This window comes from Burkholderia sp. RS01 (assembly GCF_039748055.1).
In the GTDB taxonomy this organism is placed as follows: domain Bacteria; phylum Actinomycetota; class Actinomycetes; order Actinomycetales; family Micrococcaceae; genus Arthrobacter.
The window spans coordinates 29,258-50,433 of sequence record NZ_JBDLAK010000027.1; the positions used below are offsets into that span (position 1 = coordinate 29,258).

Consider the following 21,176-nt stretch of genomic DNA (forward strand, 5'->3'; position numbering starts at 1 on the left):
TCTTAGAGGATTACTTCGATGACAACATCAACCGCACAGTCTCCAGCCCTCGGGCGCCCGGAAGTACCGGCCACGATGCGTGCCTCCGTCCTGAAGAGCCAGGGCGACATGGCCATGGAAACCCTGTCCGTCCCGCAGCTTGAGGCCGACCAGGTCCTGGTGCAGGTCGCCGCCGTCGGCGTCTGCGGCAGCGACGTCCACTACTACGAACACGGCAGGATCGGCGACTATGTCGTGGACCATCCGCTGATCCTCGGCCACGAACTCTCCGGCCGCATCGCCGCCGTCGGAAGCGCCGTTGACCCCGCCCGGATCGGCCAGCGGGTCGCTGTCGAACCCCAGCGTCCCTGCCGCACGTGCAAGCAGTGCAAAGCCGGACGGTACAACCTCTGCCCGGACATCGAGTTCTATGCCACCCCGCCGATCGACGGGGCCTTCGCCGAATACGTGACCATCCAGAGCGACTTCGCCTACGACATCCCGGACAGCGTCAGCGACGAGGCAGCAGCCCTGATCGAACCGCTCTCCGTCGGACTCTGGGCCTGCGAACGCGCCGAAATCAAGCCCGGCAGCCGCGTCCTGATCGCTGGAGCCGGCCCCATCGGGATCATCGCGGCCCAGGCCGCCAGGGCCTTCGGTGCAACGGAAATCTACGTCACGGACATCGCCGAAGACAGGCTGGCCTTCGCGCTCGAGCACGGTGCAACCCACGCGCTCAATGCCAGGACGGACAGCGTCGAAGGGCTCGACGTCGATGCGTTCATCGACGCTTCCGGCGCGCCGCAGGCTGTCCGCTCCGGCATCAAGGCCGTCGGCCCCGCCGGCAGGGTCATCCTGGTAGGGCTCGGGGCGGACGACGTCGAACTCCCCGTCTCCTACATCCAGAACCGGGAGATCTGGCTCTCCGGCGTCTTCCGTTACACCAACACCTGGCCGCTGGCCATCCAGCTGATCGCCGACGGAAAAGTGGACCTGGACATCCTGGTCACCGGCAAGTTCACGTTGGCCGAATCAGAGGCGGCGCTCAACGCCGGCAAACAGCCCGGGCAGCTCAAGGCCGTCGTCTACCCGGGCCGCTAGGCTCCTCGTCCTGACCCACGAAGAACACTGCAAGGAAGCAGCCATGCGCGAAAACGAAACCACAACAGCCTCCTTTTCCGCTTTGGGGGACGCCAGTGTCACCGTCATCGGCGAGTCCCTCGTCGACGTCATCAGCGATCCGCGCCAGATGGCGCGCACCGAGGAACATCCCGGCGGGAGCCCCCTCAACGTGGCCGTGGGGGCGGCACGCCTGGACCTGCCGACGACCCTGGTGACTCACTACGACGACGACCGGCACGGGCTCATGGTCGAAGAGCACCTGCTTTCCAACCGCGTCACCGTGGTCAGGGGCGGCAGCGCGCCCACGTCAACGGCAACCGCCATGCTCAGTCCGGAGGGGGCGGCCACCTACGCCTTCGACATCACCTGGGACATCAACGGGGCATCGCTGCCTGCCCTCGCCGCCGTCGAGGCTTCCACCCACGTCCACACGGGATCGATCGCCGCCGTGTTCCCGCCAGGCGATCAGGCCACCCTTGTCCTCGTCGAGGCCGCCCGGGAGCACGCGACCGTCAGTTACGACCCCAACTGCCGGCCGGGGATCAGCCCCGATGTGGCCGCGGCACGCACACAGTCCGAACTCTTCGTGGCAGCCAGCGACCTTGTCAAAGCCAGCGATGAAGACCTGGCCTGGCTCTACCCGCACCGCACCCCGGAGGAAACTCTGCAAGCCTGGCTGGAAATGGGCCCGGCCATCGTGGCCCTGACGCGGGGAGCGGACGGGCCCGTCATCCTCACCCGCCACAGCCGGGCGGAAATGACCGCCGAACCAGTCACCGTGGCAGATACCGTGGGCGCCGGCGACTCCTTCATGGCCGCCCTCATCTCCGGCCTGGCTCAGCTGGGAGCGCTCGGGGCGGAAGGAAAACCACGGCTGCAAGCCCTGGCCTCGGATGAACTCCACGCCCTCGCTGCCTACGCCAACCGTGCCGCGGGGATCACCTGCTCGCGCCCGGGCGCCAATCCGCCCCACGCGGCGGAACTCGGCCCGCTGCACGTCCCGTCACAGGCTGCCCGGGAGCACTGACGCCATGCCAACCCTCAACAGCACCACCGTTACCGCCGTCCCGGCCTCCCTGGCCACGCCCCGATACGACCGTTCCGCCCTGACCGCCGGCATCGTCCACTTCGGCGTGGGCGGATTCCATCGCGCGCATCAGGCCATGTACCTCGACAGGCTGATGAACACCGGCCGCGCCCTCGACTGGGCCATCTGCGGCGTCGGCGTCCTGCCCTCCGATGCCCGCATGAAGCAGGTGATGGACAACCAGGACTGCCTGTACACCCTCGTGGTGAAAAACCCCGATGGAACCCGGGAAGGGCGGGTCATCGGCTCGATCGTAGAATACCTCTTCGCCCCCGACGACCCCGAAGCCGTCATCGAAAAGATGGCATCGGCGGAAATCCGGATCGTCTCCCTCACCGTCACTGAGGGCGGCTACAACTTCCACCACGTCACCGGCGACTTCAAGGCCGACAACCCCGACATGCTGCATGACCTCCAGCCCGGCGCCGCGCCGCGGACGACCTTCGGTCTCGTCACGGAAGCACTCGCCCGGCGGCGGCAACGCGGGCTTGCGCCCTTCACCGTGATGTCCTGCGACAACATCCAGGGCAACGGAGACGTCGCCCGCACCATGTTCACCGCGTTCGCGAACCTCAAGGACCCTGAGCTGGGCGCCTGGGTGGCAGCAAACGTCCCTTTCCCCAACAGCATGGTGGACCGGATCACCCCGGTCACCACGGACGCCGACCGCGCCGCCATCGCCGGTGAATTTGGGTTCGACGACGGCTGGCCGGTGGTGTGCGAGCCGTTCGAGCAGTGGGTGCTTGAAGACCATTTCAGCCTCGGCCGGCCTCCGTTCGAAGATGCCCGCGTCCAGCTCGTGAAGGACGTCGAACCTTACGAGCTGATGAAGCTGCGGCTGCTCAACGCCAGCCACCAGGGCATGTGCTACTTCGGCTACCTCGCCGGCTACCGCTACGCCCACGAGGTCGCACAGGACGCACTGTTCGCGCAGTTCCTGCTCGACTACATGGACAACGAGGCCACCCCAACGCTTCAGCCCGTCCCCGGTATTGACCTCGAATCCTACAAACGGACCCTGATCGAGCGGTTCTCCAACGAATACGTGCAGGACACCCTGGCGCGGCTGTGCGCCGAAAGCTCCGACCGGATCCCCAAATGGCTACTCCCGGTCATCCGCATCAACCTCGACCAGGGCGGCCCGATTCACCGCTCCGCGGCGATCGTCGCCAGCTGGGCCCGCTATGACGAAGGCACCGACGAACAGGGAAGCCCGATCGACGTCGTCGACCGGCTCAAGGAACCACTGATGGAAGCCGCCGCGCGGCAGCGCGAGGAGCACTGGCGTTCATCGCCAACCGGGAGGTCTTCGGCGACCTGATGGACAACGAACGCTTCGTCGCCGCCTACGCCTTGGCCTTGAAGGACCTTCATGCAAGGGGAGCGCGGGCTGCACTGGAATCCTTGAGGTCCCGTTCCTAGGAATCCAGAGCCGCCCCGGACGGCAGGCGGGAGAACGTCACAGTCAAAAGTCGTATCGTCGAATGTCTTGCATTATGAGTTGAATCCCATAATATGGGTTTAGCGATGTGGCCTTCCTCACGGTGCACATCTGTTCCCAAGCCTTCAATGTGGAAGGCCCAACGATCGGATTCCCCTCATGTCAGACATAGCTGTCCTGATCAATACGGCCGTGGCGGTCATAGCCGCCGTCGTCCTGATCGTCCGTTTCAGAGTCAATCCCGTCATCGCCCTCGTCATCGGTTCGGTCTACCTGGGCCTCGCCGCCGGACTCGGCGTGGAAAAAACAGTCAAGACCATCACGTCCGGTTTCGGCGAGATCATGGTGGACGTGGGCCTGCTCATCGCCTTCGGTGTGCTGATGGGGTCCATCCTCAATCAGAGCGGCGCAATCCGGCGCCTGGTGGAGCATCTGCTCAGTACCTTCGGCCCCAAGCGCCTGCCCTACACCATGGGCCTGGCCCTCGGAACGGTCCTCCAATCCATTTTCCTGGACGTGCTGCTGGTCATCTCGGCCCCGTTGGCCCGCAAGCTGGCACCGAAGATCGGCAAACTTGGCACGGCCCGCATGGCAACCGCCATGGCCATCGCCCTCGAATGCGGCATCGTCTTCACGGTCCCCGGCGTCGCTTCCCTCGCCCTGGCGGGGCTCCTCAATGTGCCGCTTGGAAAAATGCTGCTGTTCGGCCTGCTCCTGGTCACCCCCACCATCATCATCTCCATCGCCATCATGACGTTCCTCTTCCGCCGCGGCTTCTGGAACGAAGCGAAGGACGAGGACCACACCTTCGTCGAGGAGGAGGATCGTGAGGGCGAGGAGGAAGAGTACGACGGCGGGACGCTGCCTTCCGCTTCGGCGGCACCTGGCGGAAACCCCGGCTCCGACGGTTCTGCCGCCCGGCCGGCCGGTGCCGCTGTTGCCGTGGCCGAACACGAACGGAAGCAGGCGCCGCTGATTCTGCTTTTCGCCCCGCTCCTGACCTCGCTGCTCCTCATCGGAGCCGGCGCCATCCTGCAGATCCTGAAGATTGACATGCCCTGGCTGCAGCTCCTCGGCGAGCCCGTCATCGCCCTGCTGATCGGCCTGATCGGCACCTGCCTCGTCGCCCGCTCCGCCATCGGCCAGAAACGCGTCGAGCAGGCCATCACCGTGGGCTTCAAGGAAAGCGGACAGATCCTGATCCTCACCGGCGTGGGCGGGTCCCTCGCCGCAACCGTCGCCGCAGCGGGCCTCGGCAACATCCTGGGCGGATTCTTCTCCGCGAGCACCGTTGCCCCGCTCCTGGTGGTCTGGGCCATCGCGGCCGTGCTGCACATCGCCGTCGGCTCCGTCACCCTGTCCGCCATCACCGCGGCCGGGCTGCTCGCTCCGATTGCTCCGGCCATCGGGCTGGATCCCGTGCTCCTGGCCCTTTCCGCCGGCGCCGGATCCCTGTTCATGGTCCACGTCACCAGCAATACCTTCTGGCTCCTGCAGTCGCTGCTGGGGCAGAGTGTGAGGGGAGCGCTGAAATCGGTGACTGTCGGGGTATCGGTGGCATCCGTCGTCGCGATCCTGCTGATCCTGCCCATGAGCCTGCTGTTCTGACCGGACCGCGAGCATCAAGACCAGGCCCACGCCCACGAAAGAAGAAGAAGGACATGACACAGACACGCATTGCGCCCCTGGAGGGAGTACGCGTCCTTGAACTGGGCAACTATATTGCCGCGCCCACGGCCGGCCGGCTGCTTGCCGACTTCGGTGCCGAAGTGATCAAGGTGGAACGGCCCGGAACCGGTGATGAACTGCGCAACTGGCGCCTGCACAAGGGCGACACCTCCATGCTGTACCGGACGATCAACCGCAACAAGAAGTCCGTGGTGCTGGACCTCAGGACCGCGGCCGGCAAGGACGCGGTGCTCGCACTCGTGGCAAAGTCGGACATCCTGCTGGAAAACTTCCGGCCCGGCACGCTGGAAAAGTGGGGCCTCGGCCCCGACGTTCTCAACGAAGCCAATCCGGACCTCATCATCACCCGCATCTCGGCCTTCGGGCAGACCGGCCCGCTGTCCGCGCGGCCCGGTTTTGCCGCCGTCGCCGAAGCCTATGGAGGGTTCCGAAACCTGGTGGGCGACCCGGACCGCCCGCCGGTCCGCGTGGGTGTCTCCATCGGAGACTCGATCGCCGGACTTTACGCCGCCTTCGGCTCCATGATGAGCCTCTACCAAAGGGAAGCGCGACGCCGGGACGCGGCGGGCGCCGTGCCGCTCACCGAACGCGTCATCGACGTCGCGCTCCACGAGGCGATGTTCTCCATGATGGAATCCCTCATTCCGGACTACCAGGCTTATGGCGTGGACCGGCAGCGCGTGGGCGGCCGGATGGAAGGCATCGCTCCCTCCAACGCCTACATCTGCCGGGACGGCGCAAGCATCGTCGTGGCCGGCAACGGAGACTCGATCTACCAGCGGTACATGCACACCATCGGACGCCCGGACCTGGCCGAGGACCCGTCGCTGCAGACGAACGCGGGCCGCTGGGCGCGGCGCGAAGAGCTCGATCAGGCCATCGGCACGTGGGCAGGCGGGCTGGACGCCGCCGACGCACTCGCGGCACTCGACACCGCCGGGGTACCCGCCGGACCCATCTACACTGCGGCCGACATCAGCACCGACGGCCAGTACGCAGCCCGTAACATGATCCAAAAGTTCGACGTTTCCACGGGGGACGAAGTCCTGCCCGGCGTGGGATTCCCCGGCATTGTCCCCGTCATCGGAGACCAATCACTCGCCATCCGGAACCTCGGCCCTGACCTGGGTGCAAACACCGAAGAAATCCTCGGCGGGCTCCTCAACATGGGCCCCGCGGAGATCAGTGCGGCCTCCGGCCGCGAGGAGGCACTCCAGCCATGAACCGCCCCCAAGACACCCTCGCCGCAACATTGGGCGCCACGATCCTCCGGGACGTGACCCTGCGCGACGGGCTCCAGCTCACCGGGAAACTTCTCCCCACCGAGCAGAAACTCGAAACGGTCCGGGAACTGCTGCGCCTGGGTGTGCCCGCCATCGAACTGGGCTCCATGGCCCGCCCGGACCTCGTCCCCACCATGGCCAACACCCTGGAAGTCGTGCAGGCCCTCACGCCCGAGGAACTGGAAAAGTGCTGGATCTGGGTAGCAACACCCGGCCACGTGGCCAAGGCCTCGGCCGCCGGAGCGCGGAACTTCCAGTACTGCCTGTCGGCGTCGGACTCACACAACAAAGCCAACATTGGCCGCACCACCGAGGAAAGCCTCGCCGCTCTGCCTGAAGCGGTCAAATACGCCCAGGCCGTCGGCGGTCAGATCCAGCTCTGCATCGCCACGTCCTTCACCTGCCCCTTCGAAGGAACGGTGCCGGAGGAGCGTGTGCTGTCCATCGCCAACGATCCCCGCGCCGAGGGCACCACGGACATCGTCCTGTGTGACACCCTGGGGCAGGCCGTCCCGGCTCAGGTCTCGGGGCTGGTTACCCGGGTCCGGGAAGAATCCCCGCTCCGCAGGATCGTCTACCACGGCCACGACACCTGGGGCCTGGGCGTGGCCAACACCCTCGCCGCCATCCAGGCCGGCGCCGCCATGGTGGACGGCGCCCTCGGCGGTCTGGGCGGCTGCCCCTTTGCTCCCGGTGCCAGCGGCAACACCTCCAGCGAGGACATCCTGTTTGCCACCCGGCCCGAATGGCTGACCACGGAGACCTTCGCGGAGCTGGTGGTCCTGTCCGAGAAGCTGCTTGCCGAGCTCGGCGAGCCCAACCGCTCCAAAGCTGCCCAAGGCGCCCGGTCCAACGCGGCAGCCTTCGGCTGGGTGATCCCGTCGGACAGCACCACTCCCGCTCCCAGCACCAAGGGAGGCAACTGAGCGTGGGCAACAGATTCCTGGTCACCACCGCCATTCCGGAGCCCGGACTTCAGCTGCTGTCCGACGCCGGCCGGGTCACCGTGCTGCCCGAACCGCCGGATTACGAGACGCTGGCGGCGCTGTGCGCCTCGGGTGATTTCGACGTCGTCCTCACCCAGCTGCGCGATGTCATCGACGAGCCGCTCCTGGCCGGCGCCCGCCTGCGGGGCGTGTCCAACTTCGCCGTGGGATACAACAACATCGACGTCGGCGCCGCCACCCGGCACGGCATCCTGGTGGGCAACACCCCCGGGGTCCTGACCGACGCGACGGCGGACATCGCCATGCTGCTCATCCTCGGCACGGCCCGGCGCGTGGTCGAGGCGGACCGGCTGGTCCGCGATGGCAAGTTCCTCGGCTGGGAACCGGAGCTCCTGCTGGGCCGGGACGTCTCCGGCGCGGTGCTGGGCCTGGCCGGCTTCGGCAGGATCGCCCGTGCCACCGCCCGGCGCGCACTGGGCTTCGGCATGGCGGTGCTCTTCGCGCCGCGTCCCCCGGGCGACCGCCCCGTCAGCGACGACGAACTCGGCGAGTTCGCCGGCAAGGTCCAGCAGGTCCCCTGGGACGAACTGGTGGAGCGCAGTGACTTCCTGTCCCTGCACGTGCCGCTCAACGACCAGACCCGGCACCTCGTGGATGCCGGCGTGCTGGAGCGGATGAAATCCGATGCCATCCTGATCAACACCGCGCGCGGCCCGGTGGTGGACGAGGCAGCCCTGGTGGACGCTCTCCGCAACGGCGTCATCGCCGGTGCCGGACTGGACGTCTTCGAGGACGAACCGAAGCTCGCACCCGGTCTGGCCGAGCTGCCCAACACCGTCCTGCTGCCGCACGTGGGCAGCGCCACCGTGCCCGTACGCAGCGAAATGGCCCGGCTCAGCGCCCTGAACGCCGTCGCCATCGCGGAGGGCCGCACCCCGCCGCACGCCGTCAACCACCTCGCCACGGCATGACCGTCCTTGTTGCCCCGGACAGCTTCAAGGGGACATACTCGGCGGCGGACGTCGCCGCGGCAATCGGCGCCGGCATCGAAGACGGGGGCGGCACGGCCGTGCGGCTGCCCGTTGCCGACGGGGGCGAGGGGACGTTCGATGTGCTCTGCCGCAGCCTGCGGGCGTCGGCAATGCCGGTGGACGTGCTGAATTCCTGGGGCGAGCCGCTGTCCGCGATCATCGGACTCGCCGCGGCCGGGACCGCCGTCGTCGAGGTTGCCCAGGCCAGCGGCCTCACATCCGCACGGAACAGCCCGCAGGATGCGTTAACCGCCGGCACATACGGAACCGGCATGCTGATCGCGGCCGCCGTGGACCACGGCGCCACGCACATCCTGGTGGCAGCCGGCGGTTCAGCCACCACCGACGGCGGAGCAGGCGCGGTCCGCGCCATCCAGGACCACGGCGGACTCCGGGGTGCCCGGATCACTGTCCTCTCCGATGTGACCACGACGTTCCTGGACGCTCCGCGCGTCTTCGGACCCCAGAAAGGGGCCGACCCGGCCGGCATCAGGCTGCTGGAAGAACGGCTCACGCACCTTACCGGTTCGTATCCGCGGAACCCGGCAGGCGTGCCGCGCACCGGCGCGGCCGGCGGCCTCTCCGGCGGGTTGTGGGCGCACTTCGCGGCGGACCTCGGTACCTACGCGGAAAATTTCACGGAGATCCTCATCGCCATCGACGCGGCCGAGATGCAGGCCGCCGGAAAGTCCGTGGCCGGCTACTCCAAGCGCTGCTAGCCGGCCCGTGTTTCCTGGCGGGTATTACGACTCGCCGGGAAACCGGCCGCCAATCAACCTGGTCATGTGCTCCGCCGTGGCTAGCAGCGGCTCCACCCAGGCTTCACAGGTCTCCAGCGGCATCCTCAGGGTGGGTCCGCTGATGGTCACCGCCCCCACCAGTCCGGCCGCCGAGTCGAACACGGGAGCCGAAAGGCCCGACGCTCCGTCTTCGCGCTCACCCACGGTGATCGCAAACCCGTCCACCCGCGTCTTCTTGACTGCGGCTTCCAGATCCCCGGAGCTGGTGATGGTGGATTCCGTGATGGGCTCCAACGGATCCAGCAGGACGGCGTCCATCAGGTCCGGATCCCAGGCCAAGAGTACCCGCCCGGCCGAGCCGGCGTGGAGCGGAAGGACCTTGCCCAGATGCATCTCGCGGCGCAGCGCATGGCGGGTGTCGGCCATGGCCACGCAGACGCGGTAGTGCTGCTCAGCTTTGAAGAAACACGCAGTCTCGCCCGTGGTGTCCCGCAGCGTCTTGAGGAGCGGGCTCAGGATGTCGATGACTTCCATTCCGCGCGTTGCCGGAGCCGCCCAGTACGCCATCCTCATGCCGATGCGGTACGCATCCTCCTCGCGGTCCAGGAATCCCTGGGAGGTCAGGTTCGTGACAAGCCGCTGGACCGTGGACGTCGGCATTCCCGTGTGCTCGCGGATGTCGCTCAGCGAGAGGACAGGCTTGGAGAGGGAGAAAGCATCCAGGATGGAGGTTATTTTTCCGAGAACAAGCAAGGGGTTGGTGCTGGACTTCGCAAGAGCATCGGACGCCGACATAGAACTCACGCTAGACGCTGGCGGCGGCCTAATCCACTCGCCTCCCCGCACGGGGGCCGGACAGGTTGGAGACGCCGCCGGGCGCGGCCGACGAGGGCCGCCGGTGCTGACCGTGGAGGCGTTGAGTGTCCCGCGCCGGCGGGGTAGCGTGGCAGTACCGTCACTTGCATCGCACCGAGGGGGAGCGACCATGGCACATCTGAGACGTCAATTAGCGGCCGTCACGGCGGCCCTGGCATTGAGCGTGACCGGCGGCGCCGTCGCCAGCCCTGCGTTCGCCGATCCGCGGGCGACGGAAAAAACCGCCACCGCCACCGGGTATGGCGGTGCGGTCAGCACCGTTGACCCGGAGGCCTCCGCCGCGGCGATTGAGATCCTCCGCAAGGGCGGCAACGCGGCGGACGCGGCCGTCGCCGCCGCCGCGACCCTCGGCGTAACCGAGCCCTACAGCGCCGGGATCGGCGGGGGCGGCTACTTCCTGTTCTACAACGCCAAGACCGGCCGGGTGGGCACCATCGACGGCCGCGAGACGGCACCGGCGGCAATGCCCCGTAACGCGTTCATCGACCCCAAGACCGGCAAGCCCTACAATTTCACGCCTGAGCTCGTCACGAGCGGCGTCTCCGTTGGCGTGCCCGGCACGCCGGCCACCTGGGAGCGGGCCCTGGACCGATGGGGCACGCTGGACCTTGACGACGCCCTGAAGCCCGCCATCAAAGTCGCAACCCGCGGCTTCGAGGTAGACCAGACCTTCCGCCAGCAGACCCTCGACAACAAGGTCCGTTTCGCCGCGTTCCCCTCGACCAGCAAGCTGTTCCTCCCCGGCGGCGACGCGCCCGCCGTCGGAAGTGTCTTCAAGAACCCCGACCTCGCCGAAACGTACCGGCTCCTCGCGCAGAAGGGAACGCGCGGCTTCTACCGCGGAGCGCTCGCCGCAGAGATCGCGGCCACCGTCCAGGCTCCGCCGAAGACCAAAACCACCAAGCTGCCCGTCCCGGCGGGCCACCTGACGACGGCGGACCTCGCCGCTTACAGCGCCCTTGACCAGGGTCCCACGCACGTGGAATACCGCGACCTGGACGTCTACGGCATGGCGCCGTCGAGCAGCGGGGGCACCACAGTCGGCGAGGCGCTGAACATCCTGAACACGTTCAACCTTTCGGAGATGTCCGCGCCCGACGCCCTCCACCACTACCTTGAGGCCAGCGCCCTCGCGTTCGCGGACCGCGGCAAGTACGTGGGCGACCCCGCGTTTGTACACGTTCCCACGGACGCCCTGACAGACCCGCTGTTCGGGAAGGAGCGCTCGTGCGCACTTGATCCGAAGCACGCGGCCGTGAAGCCCGTGCCGCCGGGTGACGTGGCCAAGTACGACGGCGCGTGCCCGGCAGCCGCCGCGGCCCCCGCCGCCGAGCGGGACACCGAGAACATCTCCACCACCAACATGACCGTTGCCGACAAGTGGGGCAACGTGGTGGAGTACACGCTCACCATCGAGCAGACCGGCGGGTCCGGCATCGTGGTGCCGGACCGCGGATTCCTGCTCAACAACGAGCTGACCGACTTTTCCACGGTGTATGACCCGGCCGACCCGAACCGGATCCAGCCGGGGAAGCGTCCGCGCTCCTCGATGTCGCCGACCATCATCCTCGAGGACGGCAAGCCGTTCCTCGCGCTGGGCTCGCCCGGCGGATCGACGATCATCACCACCGTCCTGCAGACCATCCTCAACCGCGTGGACCTGGGCATGAGCATCTCCGAGGCGATTGCGGCACCGCGCGCGGCCCAGCGGAACGCAGCCAAGGTCACAGCCGAGCCTGCCTTCATCAAGGCGCATGAAAGCCAGCTCACGCCGTACGGCCACCGGTTCACTCCGTCGGGTGACGCGTTCACATCGGCGGCGGAAATCGGCGCGGCCACCGCCATCGAGTTCGGCCCCAACGGGCGGATGGTCGCCGCGGCCGAGCCGGTCCGGCGAGGGGGAGGCTCGGCCATGGTGGTCAAAGCGTCGCGGTGAGCTGCCCGGCCTTAGGGTGATCCGCCGTCGGGCCGGTCCGTTCGGTCCGGCTCCGGGCAGATCGGGATGTCCAGGGCGTTCTCGCCCCCGATCCAGCTGCTCCGCGTGCCGAGCTGTGTGCTCAGCCGCTGCATCCTGTAGATTTCGACGCCGCGGAAAATGTGGGCCGAATGCCCGAACACGACGTCGGCCCCTGCCTCGATCAGCGACCGGGCCAACCTTCGATGGGCGGCCGGGACTTCCGATCCCCAGTTGCCGCCCCAATGTGCCGACGTGACCAGCAACTGGACCCGGCCCTTCGTCTGACGGACCAGTTCCAGCAAACCCGCGACCCTCCCGCCGCCGGCATCCACAGGGACGTATCATGCTGGGCCGGCTGGTCAACGACCGGCTGAAGATCGCCGATCCCTCCCCCAGGAGCGCGATCTGCATGCCCCACCTCCAACTCGCAAGGCTCTTGCTATCAGGATGCCCCGCTTCCAGACGGGTGCCAATCCAGCGGCGGAGGCGGTATCCGCCGTCGAACCTTCAGCGGTTCCGCGCAAAAAAGGGCCTCGCAGGGTCGGGATTCGTGCGGGATAGTGGGAGGAGGAGCAGTAGGCCGCAGCACGGATCTGCGGCCGCCGTGTTGATGGGAACGTCGCAGTCATGGGCATTTTCGCGGACAGGGCTGATGCGGGGCGGCAGTTGGGGCTGCGGCTGGAGTATTTGCGTGGGGCGGACGCCGTCGTCCTGGGCGTGCCCCGCGGCGGAGTGCCGGTGGCCTTCGAGGTTGCGCGGGCACTCGATGCGCAGCTCGATGTGATCGTCGTGCGCAAGCTGGGGGTACCGTCCCAACCCGAACTCGCGATGGGAGCCATCGGGGAAAAGGGGGCATTCACCCTGGACAAACGCGTCCTCGCACTCGCACGGGTCAAGGATGCAGACCTGCGGGCTGTTGAACACCGGGAGCGCCGCATGCTTGATGGTCGGGTGGCACGCGTCCGTGCTGGCCGGCCGCCCATGGATCTGCGCGGCCGCACCGCCGTGGTCGTCGATGACGGGGTTGCCACCGGATCAACGGCCCGCGTGGCCTGCAGCATCGCGCGCAAGCTGGGGGCGGCGAGAGTGGTCCTGGCCGTTCCTGTTGCCTCCGCCGACATCCTCCGCTCGTTGCCGGAGGCGGACGAGGTGGTGTGCCTCTTCACGCCCCGGCACCTCACCGCTGTCAGCCAGCACTACCGTGACTTTTCGCCGACCAGTGATGACGAGGTGGTGTGGCTGCTGGAAGCGGCCGCCCGGCGTGCGCAGAGGGCGACGTCGGCCCCCGGCAACCCCGGCCCCGATGAAGACGTGCAGATTCTTTCGGACCGAGTGCCACTCCGGGGACACCTGAACCTTCCCCGGCCGGCTGCGGCAGTGGTCGTGTTCGCCCACGGCAGCGGCAGCGGCCGGCACAGTCCGCGGAACCGATTCGTCGCCGCGGTACTCCAGCGGGCGGGCCTGGGCACCTTGCTTCTGGACCTGCTCAGCCCCGGCGAGGAGCTTGAGCGCGCCAACGTGTTCAACATCGAACTGCTTGCGCGCAGGCTGACGGCGGCTACGGACTGGCTTGGCAGCCGGCCGGACACGGCCACGTGCGGCGTGGGCTACTTCGGCGCGAGTACAGGAGCCGGTGCCGCCTTGTGGGCGGCGGCTGAACAAGCCGAAAAGGGGCGTCAGGTCAGCGCGGTCGTCTCAAGGGGAGGCCGTCCGGACCTGGCCGGCCCGTGGCTTGCCCTTGTGCGCGCCCCGACGCTCTTGATTGTCGGCAGCGCAGACCACCGGGTGCTCGAGCTCAACCGCGGGGCGCAGGTCCGGATGCACTGCACCAACCGGCTGGAGCTGGTTCAGGGCGCAACCCACCTCTTCGAAGAACCCGGGACATTGGAGCAGGCAGCCGTCCTGGCCAGGGACTGGTTTGTCCAGTACCTGCCCCGGGAGGTGGAACCTGGGACCGAGCCCGCCCGATGACCAACGCCACCGCCCAGCAGCTGTGGCTAGAGCAGTCCCTGGTGCTGGGTCCCGGCAACGATCGGGGCCAGGCGGGTCACTTCTACAGGCTCCTTCAGGAGTCCCTCGAGCGAGGCATTCAACCGCTGGACGGCTTCGCCCGCGCCGTGGGCGTCGAGCAGCTCCGCGGTTTCCCATTTCTCAATCATGAGGACCTGGCCGTTCGGGTCCTCGTGGATGGCGTAGAGCAGGCAGCCCGGTTCTTCGTGGACTTCGGCGATGGCGGGGGAGAGGGCCGCGACGACGTCGTCGAAGGCGCCCTCTTTCGGCGTGAATACAGCAGTGACGATGACGGTCATGGGATTCCTTAACTTGCAGCGGAGCGGATAAGAGGGGCAGAACTGTTGCGCGGCACGAAGTCCGCCTTGACCTCGATGGTTCGGGCACCGGCCGGCAGCCGGCCCTGCATCCGTCCGAGGACGAGTTCGACGGAGTGCACGGCCAGCATATCGATCGGCTGGCGGATCACGTTGAGCGGCGGGTTGGTCAGTTCGGTCCACGGATTGTCGTCGAACACGATGACGGAGAGTTCGTCAGGTATCCGCACGCCGACCTGAACGAGGCGGCGGACGGAGCTCTGCACCTGGGCGGTGTTCGCGACGATGAGTCCCGTGGGACTGTCCGGAAGCGCGAGCAGGGACCCGACGGCGTCGCCGCCGCCGTCTCCGCGGAACGGTACGTCCCGGATCAGCATGGGATCCACCGTGATGGACGCGTTGTCGTGGGCGGATCGGTAGCCTTCGATCCGTGCCTGGCCGGTGGAGGTGCTCGTGGGGCCTGTGATGAGGCCGATGCGGGTGTGGCCGAGGGCGATGAGGTGCTCGGTGGCGCGGCGGGCTGAATCGGAGTTCTCGATGCTGACGACGTCCACATCCTCGAGCTCCGGGATGGTGCGGTCGACGAAGACAACGTTTACGCCGAGGTCACGCAGCCGTTCCCACTTCTCGATGTTGCCGCCAGTGGGCGTTGCGATGACGCCGCCAACGGAGCGGTCGAGGAGAGTGTCAAGGGAGTCTGCCTCAAGGTGGGGGTCCTCCTGGGTGGTCATGACCACCACCTGTATTCCGTGGCTGCGGGCCTCCCAGACGACGCGGTCTGCAAGGTGGGCGAAGAAGGGGTTGGCCAGATCCGCAACCACGAGCCCGATGGTGAGCGCGTGGCCTGCACTGAGCTCCCGGGCCGCGGCGCGGGGCCGGTAGCCGAGCTCCGCAATCACCCGTAATACTTGTTCGCGCTTTGCCGGCGCGACGGGTCCGGATTCGGGATTCAGGACCCGGGACACCACGGAGACCGATACACCCGCCGCCGCCGCGACATCGCGAATAGTCGGGGCCTTTTTCATGTCTCCTCCTCCTTGAGGTCCTGCCTTGAGCGTGCAATGCCGGTCATGCTCCGATTCACCGGACCTGTTGACACAGCCTAACACCGACTGGTACAAAAGTGGAACCGGTTCCACTCGGTCCCGAAATCAGCTCACACCGCGACGAAGAAGTTGCTCCGCCCCTGAGGTGGAGAGCTCCTCTCCGGCGCGAAACGTCAACCAGAGAGATCCCCATGAACCTCCACAAACTTCTCAGCGATCGCGAGCAGCAGGGCCGCCCGGTTCGAGTCGGACTCATCGGAGCTGGCCGCTACGGCACCATGTACCTGGCCCAGGCAAACAACATTCCCGGTATCCACGTCGTCGCCATCGCCGACATCAACGTCAAGCGCGCTGAAGGCGCTTTCGCGCTGGTTGGGTGGCCCGAGAACCAGATCGCCCCCGACATCGCCACGGCGCTGAAGAACCGTTCGACCACCATCGTTGCGAATGCGGACGAACTGTTCGACGTCGACATCGACATCGACGTCATCGTCGAGGCAACGGGAAACCCCATTGTCGGGGTGAAGCACGCACTGCGCGCCATTGAAACCAAGAAGCACATCATCATGGTCACGGTTGAGGCGGATGCCCTGGCGGGGCCGGCCCTGGCCAAGCGCGCAGAAGAAGCCGGCGTGGTCTACTCAATGGCCTACGGCGACCAGCCGGCCCTCATCATGGAACTTGTCGACTGGGCGCGGACCAGCGGCTTCGACGTCGTCTGTGCCGGCAAGGGCGCAAAGTACCTTGAGCACTACCACGAGATGAACCCGGACAACGTCTGGGAGAACTGGGAGTTCTCCAAGGAGCTCACCGACTCCGGGCAGCTGAACCCCTACATGCACACCTCGTTCCGCGACGGCACCAAGGCCTCCATCGAGATGGCGGCCGTCGCTAACGGCGCAGGCCTGACCCCTTCCGACAACGGGCTGTCCTTCACCCCGGGCGACGTGGAGGAAATCGCCACGATCTGCCGCCCTGCCGACGTCGGCGGCGCCCTGGCCCATGAAGGAAGCGTCGACGTCATGTCCAGCGTCAACCGCGACGGCAGCTGGATCAGCCACAACACCCAGGAAGGCGTGTTCGTCGTCGTCAAGGCCACAAACGCGTATGTTTCCGGCTGCTTCAACGAGTACCCCTGGCACCCGGACCCCACCGGCCAGTACGCGGCGCTCTACCGCCCCTACCACTACGTGGGCCTCGAACTGAATATGTCCATCGCCAACGCAGCCCTTCGTGGCATCGCTACCGGGTCCCCGGTCGGTTTCTTCGGCGACGTCGTGGCCACCGCCAAAAAGGACCTCAAGGCAGGCGAATTCCTCGACGGCGAAGGCGGCTTCACGGTGTGGGGCAAGCTTGTCTCGGCCAAGCACTCCGTAGCCATCGGGGCCCTGCCGGTGGCGCTCGCCCACCACGTGGAACTCCGTGCCGACATCGCCAAGGGCGCGACTGTCCGGTGGGAAGACGTCATCATGGACGATTCACTGTCCCAGGCCCTTGAGCTGCGCCGTGAAACCGAAGCTCTCGTGGCCGAAGCCGCCCTCAGCATCTAACCACTCCGCTCCAACCCCTCCCCGGGCCGGCTGTGAGATGACGACGTCGTTTCACGCCTCCGGAACCAGACTCCTTCCAATGAAGAAAGGCATCACATGAAATCCAAGACCCGCGCCCTCACCGGAGTGCTGACATGCACTCTTGCCGCCTCGCTCCTCGCGGCTGCGCTTCCGGAGCGCCCGGCGGGGGCGGGCCCGTGGCCAAGATCCAGCTGTCCATCCCGGACCCGCTCACGTCCTCCGTCGGCGTTTCGGCCCAGCACTTCGCCGACCAGGTGAAGAAGACATCCAACGGCTCTGTCGCGGTGACGGTCGTCCCCAACGGAACCAGCTTCAGCGGAGACCAGAACGCCGCCGTCACCCGGCTGCAGGGCGGTTCCCTGGACGCGCTCATTCTCTCGACCTCCGTGTACGCGTCGGTGGTGCCGGAAATGAATGCGATCAGCATCCCTTACCTCTTCGACAACACTGCTGAGGAAGCGGCGTTCCTGGAAGGAAAGCCGGGCCAGGTCCTCAAGGACAAGCTCGCCGAGAAAAACACCGTGGTGCTGTCCTTCCTCACCCGCACCGGACGGCAGATCACCAACTCCGAGCGCCCCATTGAAAAGCCGGCCGACCTCAAGGGCCTGAAAATCCGCGTCCCCGGCAACCCGCTGTGGACCGACTTCTTCGGGAAGCTGGGCGCGAGCCCGACGACGATGGCGTTCTCCGAGGTCTTCACCGGCCTGCAGACCGGAACGATCGACGGCCAGGAAAACCCGATCGAGGTGCCCTGGACCAACAAGTTCTCCGAGGTGCAGAAGTACGTCTCCCTGACCCACCACATCAACGACGCCTGGGTCCTGGCGCTGTCCGACAAGAAGTGGGACTCGCTCACCGAAGAGCAGAAAAAAGCCCTCACGGATGCCTCCGCCGAGACCGCGACCTTCAAGACCGGCTACGACAAGGAGCAGTCCGAGAAGCAGCTGGCTGAGCTTACAAGCAAGGGCATGACGGCCAACGAGCCGTCCGCCGCCGGGCTTGAGCAGTTCAAGGAAGTGTCCAAGAGCCTCTACCCGGTGTTCTCCGAGCTGATCGGCAAGGAATTCTTCGATCAGGCGATTGCCGCCGCCAAGTAGCAGCATCTTGAGGTCCGGAGCGCCGTGCCGCGCTCCGGACCTCAGCCGAACATCCCCGCTCTCAACGTTGACAGTCTGGAAGAACATGGAACATACACTCGCACCCAGGGAACTCGAAGAGGTCCTTCCGTCTGACGCGGAAGAGATTCTCCACCACGGTCACGTCGCACCGCGCTGGAGCGGCGCCGTCTGGCTCGACAAAGTCCTGGAAGGAATTGTGGGCGCGGCGATCCTGGCCGAGCTCGTCGTCATCCTCCTGAACATCACGGTCAGGGTGGTCACCGGTGACTCGGTGCTCTGGACCCAGGAAGTCTCTGAAATCGCCCTGCTGTCCATCGCCTTCATCGGCGGCGCCATCGCGTATCCCAAGGGCGCGCACATGTCCGTCCAGGCACTCATCATGCGCCTCCCGGCGAGCTGGAAGCCCTACCTGGCAGCCCTCGTCGACTGCCTTGTGTTCGTCATGAGCGCGGGGGCGTTTGCGCTGTTCGTTCCCACCCTCGTGCAGCAGATCGAGGAGAAAACACCGATCCTCCAGCTGCCCGTCTTCTGGGTCTCGCTGCCCTTCTCCATCGGCATGGTGCTCATCGCCTGGTTCGCGGTCCTCAAGCTCTGGCGGCAGGAACGCCGCACTGTCCTTGTGGCCGTCGGCATCACGGCAGTCCTGGCGGCCGCCGTCCTGGTCTCGCAGCCGCTTTTCTACTATGCCTCACCCAACCTGCTTCTCGCCGTCGTGCTTATCGTTCTGTTCGTCCTGCTGTTCCTCGGCCTGCCGATCGCGTTCGTCCTCGCACTGGCTTCCGGCATCTACCTCTACCTGGGCGGCATTTCCGAGGTCAGCGCCATTCCGATCGGCATGGCCTCGGGGGCAAAGGGCTTCGTGCTCCTGGCCATCCCGTTCTTCATCCTCGCCGGCACAGTCATGAACTCCGCCGGCCTCACCCTCCCGCTGGCCAAACTCGTCGACGCGCTCATCGGGCACCTGCGCGGCGGCCTGCTTCAGGTGGTCGTCGTGACCATGTACATCTTCTCCGGCATCTCCGGCTCCAAGGTCGCGGACGTCGCCGCCGTCGGCACCACCATGCGGGGGATGCTCGAAGAACGCAAATACCCCCGCGGCGAAGTCGTCGCCGTCCTTTCAGCCTCGGCCATCATGGGCGAGACGATCCCGCCCAGCATCGTGCTCCTCATCCTCGGATCCATCACCACCATCTCCACCACCACGCTGTTCCTGGCCGGGTTCGTTCCCGCCGCCTTCCTGGCCCTCGTGGTCATGGGCCTCGTCTTCTTCCGCGCCCGCAAGCAGGGCGGCGTCGCCAGCCCCAAGGCCACCTGGCGCGCACGGGGGTCGGCAACCTTCTTCGCGATTCCCACCCTCCTGCTCCCTGTCGGCATGGTGGTGGGCATCCTGAGCGGCTTCGCCACTCCCACCGAGGTGTCCTCCGTGGCCGTCGCCTACGCCTTCATCCTCGCCGCCGCGTACCGCCGCGGCAGCAGGCGCCTGCTCGGCGACACGCTGCGGGAAACGACGACGACGGCCGGCATGGTTCTGTTCATCATCGCCGCCGCATCCCCGCTCGCCCAGACGCTCGCCCTGGCCGGTGTGTCACAGCAGATCCACGACCTCATGTCCGGGCTGGGCGACTCGCCGGTGCTGTTCATGCTGTTCACCGTCATATTGCTCATCATCATGGGCCAGCTGCTCGAGGGCCTTCCGGCGGTGCTGATCTTCGCACCCCTGCTCCTGCCGATCGCCATCGACTTCGGCGTCAACCCGGTGCAGTACGCCATGGTGCTGATCATTTCCATGGGCATCGGGTCCTTCGCGCCGCCGGCGGGCGTCGGCTTCTACGTTGCCTGTGCAACCGGGCATGAAACCGTGGAGAAGAGCCTCAAGCACTTCTGGCCCTACCTCATCGCCGTCTTCCTCGGGCTGCTTGTCCTTGCCGCCGTCCCGTGGTTCAGCACCTTCCTGCCCGCCGCTGCCGGACTCATCCCCTTCTAGGCTCATGACGACACCGATCAACACCCAAAAGCAGTTGCCCGACTTTGCGCTGACCGTCTCGCTGTGCGGCACCGGGCCGATGGGTGCTCCCATCGCCAGGAACATCCTCAGCGGCGGCCTTCCCCTCACCCTCTGGAACCGCACGGCAGCAAAGGCCCAGGCGATCTCCGGAGGCAGGGTGGCAGGCTCCCCGGCGGAGGCCGCCGCGGAGGTGGTCCTGACGGTGCTGCCCGACCTGCCCCAGGTCGCGGCCCTCCTCCCCGGGGAGGACGGCCTGCTGGCAGGATGGGCGGCTGCCGGAATACGCAACCCGGTCCTGGTCATCCACGGGACCGTCTCGCCGGTGGCCGTCGCGGAATTTGCCGAGGATTGCCTGCGCGACTACGGACTGACCGTCATCGACGCGCCGCTCAGCGGCGGAACCATCGGGGCGGAGGAGGGGCGGCTGAGCACGATGGTCGGAGGCCCCGCCGACGCCGTGGGGCGCCTGACGCCGCTGTTCGGGCTCTACAGTTCGACGGTCGTCTGGTTCGGCAAGACCGGCGCGGGGTCAACCGTGAAGGCGTGCAACCAGATCGTCGTGGCCGCTACGGTCACGGCCTTGTCCGAGGCGATGGCCGTTGCGACCGCCGCCGGACTGGACCTGGGTAAGGTTCAATCCGTGCTGGCCGGCGGCCTGGCCGGCTCGGAGGTGCTGATGCAAAAGGGAGCGCGCTGGATCGGCGGGGACTTCGAAGGCGGCGGGTCCGCGAAAAACCAGCTCAAGGACCTCAACTTCATTGCGGAGATCGCGAAGGACTCCGGGCTGCAACTACCGCTCTCCACAAGCGTCCGTGGCGCGTTCGAAGTGATGATCGCTGCAGGTGACGGCGACCTGGACCACACCGGGATTTACCGGTCCATCCTCGCGGGATCCGAAGCTGCGGCCGCCTGATCACGTTGGTTGAACCGGTACCCGGTCAGCTTTTATGAAATCGA

At 66.8% G+C, this 21,176-nt stretch carries 18 protein-coding genes and 1 pseudogene; 15 read left to right on the plus strand and 4 right to left on the minus strand.

From position 1 onward, the window contains the following. Positions 1 to 18 precede the first annotated feature (18 nt). From ABFP37_RS19965 to ABFP37_RS20000, 8 genes are all read left to right on the plus strand, one after another. Positions 19 to 1,080 (plus strand): NAD(P)-dependent alcohol dehydrogenase, encoded by a 1,062-nt coding sequence (locus ABFP37_RS19965; protein WP_078026867.1) that lies wholly within the window; start codon positions 19 to 21, stop codon positions 1,078 to 1,080. 43 nt (positions 1,081 to 1,123) lie between these two features. Further along, positions 1,124 to 2,128 (plus strand): carbohydrate kinase, encoded by a 1,005-nt coding sequence (locus ABFP37_RS19970; RefSeq protein WP_078026868.1) that lies wholly within the window; start codon positions 1,124 to 1,126, stop codon positions 2,126 to 2,128. A 4-nt stretch (positions 2,129 to 2,132) separates the two neighbouring features. Next, positions 2,133 to 3,509 (plus strand): mannitol dehydrogenase family protein, encoded by a 1,377-nt coding sequence (locus ABFP37_RS19975; RefSeq protein WP_347034688.1) that lies wholly within the window; start codon positions 2,133 to 2,135, stop codon positions 3,507 to 3,509. 279 nt (positions 3,510 to 3,788) lie between these two features. Continuing rightward, entirely contained in the window at positions 3,789 to 5,237 is a 1,449-nt protein-coding gene (locus ABFP37_RS19980) for an SLC13 family permease (RefSeq protein WP_347034689.1), read from the plus strand. 53 nt (positions 5,238 to 5,290) lie between these two features. Beyond that, entirely contained in the window at positions 5,291 to 6,541 is a 1,251-nt protein-coding gene (locus tag ABFP37_RS19985; protein ID WP_078026871.1) for a CaiB/BaiF CoA-transferase family protein, read from the plus strand. Beyond that, complete coding sequence (locus ABFP37_RS19990; RefSeq protein WP_078026872.1) at positions 6,538 to 7,527, plus strand: hydroxymethylglutaryl-CoA lyase; 990 nt, start codon at positions 6,538 to 6,540, stop codon at positions 7,525 to 7,527. The genes ABFP37_RS19985 and ABFP37_RS19990 overlap by 4 nt, the downstream gene beginning before the upstream one ends. A 2-nt stretch (positions 7,528 to 7,529) precedes the next feature. After that, positions 7,530 to 8,519, plus strand: a complete 990-nt coding sequence (locus ABFP37_RS19995; protein ID WP_347034690.1) for a D-glycerate dehydrogenase — start codon at positions 7,530 to 7,532, stop codon at positions 8,517 to 8,519. Further along, positions 8,516 to 9,298 (plus strand): glycerate kinase, encoded by a 783-nt coding sequence (locus ABFP37_RS20000; protein WP_347034691.1) that lies wholly within the window; start codon positions 8,516 to 8,518, stop codon positions 9,296 to 9,298. Before ABFP37_RS19995 ends, ABFP37_RS20000 begins: the two co-directional genes overlap by 4 nt. A 24-nt stretch (positions 9,299 to 9,322) precedes the next feature. Here the strand turns inward: ABFP37_RS20000 and ABFP37_RS20005 are convergent, their stop codons facing one another. Further along, a complete protein-coding gene (locus ABFP37_RS20005; protein ID WP_078026875.1) occupies positions 9,323 to 10,114 on the minus strand; it encodes an IclR family transcriptional regulator in 792 nt (263 codons plus the stop codon). A 190-nt stretch (positions 10,115 to 10,304) separates the two neighbouring features. Between ABFP37_RS20005 and ggt the strand changes: the two genes are divergently transcribed. Further along, the gene (gene ggt, locus ABFP37_RS20010; protein WP_078026876.1) at positions 10,305 to 12,131 is read left to right on the plus strand and encodes a gamma-glutamyltransferase; all 1,827 of its coding nucleotides are present in this window, start codon (positions 10,305 to 10,307) and stop codon (positions 12,129 to 12,131) included. Between the two features lie 11 nt (positions 12,132 to 12,142). Here ggt and ABFP37_RS20015 read toward each other — a convergent pair whose 3' ends face one another. Continuing rightward, complete coding sequence (locus tag ABFP37_RS20015) at positions 12,143 to 12,454, minus strand: CapA family protein (RefSeq protein WP_260681103.1); 312 nt, start codon at positions 12,452 to 12,454, stop codon at positions 12,143 to 12,145. 325 nt (positions 12,455 to 12,779) lie between these two features. Between ABFP37_RS20015 and ABFP37_RS20020 the strand changes: the two are divergent. Continuing rightward, a pseudogene (locus tag ABFP37_RS20020) lies at positions 12,780 to 13,250 on the plus strand (phosphoribosyltransferase family protein); the annotation flags it as partial. A gap of 219 nt (positions 13,251 to 13,469) precedes the next feature. Beyond that, entirely contained in the window at positions 13,470 to 14,123 is a 654-nt protein-coding gene (locus ABFP37_RS20025) for an alpha/beta hydrolase (protein ID WP_347034707.1), read from the plus strand. 26 nt (positions 14,124 to 14,149) lie between these two features. On the opposite strand, the gene ABFP37_RS20030 is transcribed toward ABFP37_RS20025, so the two are convergent. Together ABFP37_RS20030 and ABFP37_RS20035 are read right to left on the minus strand one after the other, a co-directional pair. After that, complete coding sequence (locus tag ABFP37_RS20030; RefSeq protein WP_347034692.1) at positions 14,150 to 14,461, minus strand: putative quinol monooxygenase; 312 nt, start codon at positions 14,459 to 14,461, stop codon at positions 14,150 to 14,152. An 8-nt stretch (positions 14,462 to 14,469) separates the two neighbouring features. Then, positions 14,470 to 15,504, minus strand: a complete 1,035-nt coding sequence (locus ABFP37_RS20035; RefSeq protein WP_078026879.1) for a LacI family DNA-binding transcriptional regulator — start codon at positions 15,502 to 15,504, stop codon at positions 14,470 to 14,472. Between the two features lie 212 nt (positions 15,505 to 15,716). On the opposite strand from ABFP37_RS20035, the gene ABFP37_RS20040 reads away from it, so the two are divergent. The 4 genes from ABFP37_RS20040 to ABFP37_RS20055 all read left to right on the plus strand — a co-directional run bounded on the left by ABFP37_RS20040 (position 15,717) and on the right by ABFP37_RS20055 (position 21,132). Next, complete coding sequence (locus ABFP37_RS20040; RefSeq protein ID WP_347034693.1) at positions 15,717 to 17,075, plus strand: Gfo/Idh/MocA family oxidoreductase; 1,359 nt, start codon at positions 15,717 to 15,719, stop codon at positions 17,073 to 17,075. 197 nt (positions 17,076 to 17,272) lie between these two features. Next, positions 17,273 to 18,193, plus strand: a complete 921-nt coding sequence (locus ABFP37_RS20045) for a DctP family TRAP transporter solute-binding subunit (RefSeq protein ID WP_347034694.1) — start codon at positions 17,273 to 17,275, stop codon at positions 18,191 to 18,193. A gap of 85 nt (positions 18,194 to 18,278) precedes the next feature. After that, positions 18,279 to 20,198, plus strand: coding sequence for a TRAP transporter large permease subunit (locus tag ABFP37_RS20050; protein WP_347034695.1), 1,920 nt, complete (start codon positions 18,279 to 18,281; stop codon positions 20,196 to 20,198). Between the two features lie 4 nt (positions 20,199 to 20,202). Next, the gene (locus ABFP37_RS20055) at positions 20,203 to 21,132 is read left to right on the plus strand and encodes an NAD(P)-dependent oxidoreductase (RefSeq protein ID WP_347034696.1); all 930 of its coding nucleotides are present in this window, start codon (positions 20,203 to 20,205) and stop codon (positions 21,130 to 21,132) included. The last annotated feature ends 44 nt before the right edge of the window (positions 21,133 to 21,176 follow it).

Coding starts and splice junctions, on each gene's coding strand:
- ABFP37_RS20030 (WP_347034692.1), bottom strand. CDS start 14,461: ATGACCGTCATCGTCACTGCTGTATTCACGCCGAAAGAGGGCGCCTTC.
- ABFP37_RS20050 (WP_347034695.1), top strand. CDS start 18,279: ATGGAACATACACTCGCACCCAGGGAACTCGAAGAGGTCCTTCCGTCT.
- ggt (WP_078026876.1), top strand. CDS start 10,305: ATGGCACATCTGAGACGTCAATTAGCGGCCGTCACGGCGGCCCTGGCA.
- ABFP37_RS19975 (WP_347034688.1), top strand. CDS start 2,133: ATGCCAACCCTCAACAGCACCACCGTTACCGCCGTCCCGGCCTCCCTG.
- ABFP37_RS19965 (WP_078026867.1), top strand. CDS start 19: ATGACAACATCAACCGCACAGTCTCCAGCCCTCGGGCGCCCGGAAGTA.
- ABFP37_RS20040 (WP_347034693.1), top strand. CDS start 15,717: ATGAACCTCCACAAACTTCTCAGCGATCGCGAGCAGCAGGGCCGCCCG.
- ABFP37_RS20000 (WP_347034691.1), top strand. CDS start 8,516: ATGACCGTCCTTGTTGCCCCGGACAGCTTCAAGGGGACATACTCGGCG.
- ABFP37_RS20035 (WP_078026879.1), bottom strand. CDS start 15,504: ATGAAAAAGGCCCCGACTATTCGCGATGTCGCGGCGGCGGCGGGTGTA.
- ABFP37_RS19985 (WP_078026871.1), top strand. CDS start 5,291: ATGACACAGACACGCATTGCGCCCCTGGAGGGAGTACGCGTCCTTGAA.
- ABFP37_RS19990 (WP_078026872.1), top strand. CDS start 6,538: ATGAACCGCCCCCAAGACACCCTCGCCGCAACATTGGGCGCCACGATC.
- ABFP37_RS19980 (WP_347034689.1), top strand. CDS start 3,789: ATGTCAGACATAGCTGTCCTGATCAATACGGCCGTGGCGGTCATAGCC.
- ABFP37_RS20055 (WP_347034696.1), top strand. CDS start 20,203: ATGACGACACCGATCAACACCCAAAAGCAGTTGCCCGACTTTGCGCTG.
- ABFP37_RS19970 (WP_078026868.1), top strand. CDS start 1,124: ATGCGCGAAAACGAAACCACAACAGCCTCCTTTTCCGCTTTGGGGGAC.
- ABFP37_RS20005 (WP_078026875.1), bottom strand. CDS start 10,114: ATGTCGGCGTCCGATGCTCTTGCGAAGTCCAGCACCAACCCCTTGCTT.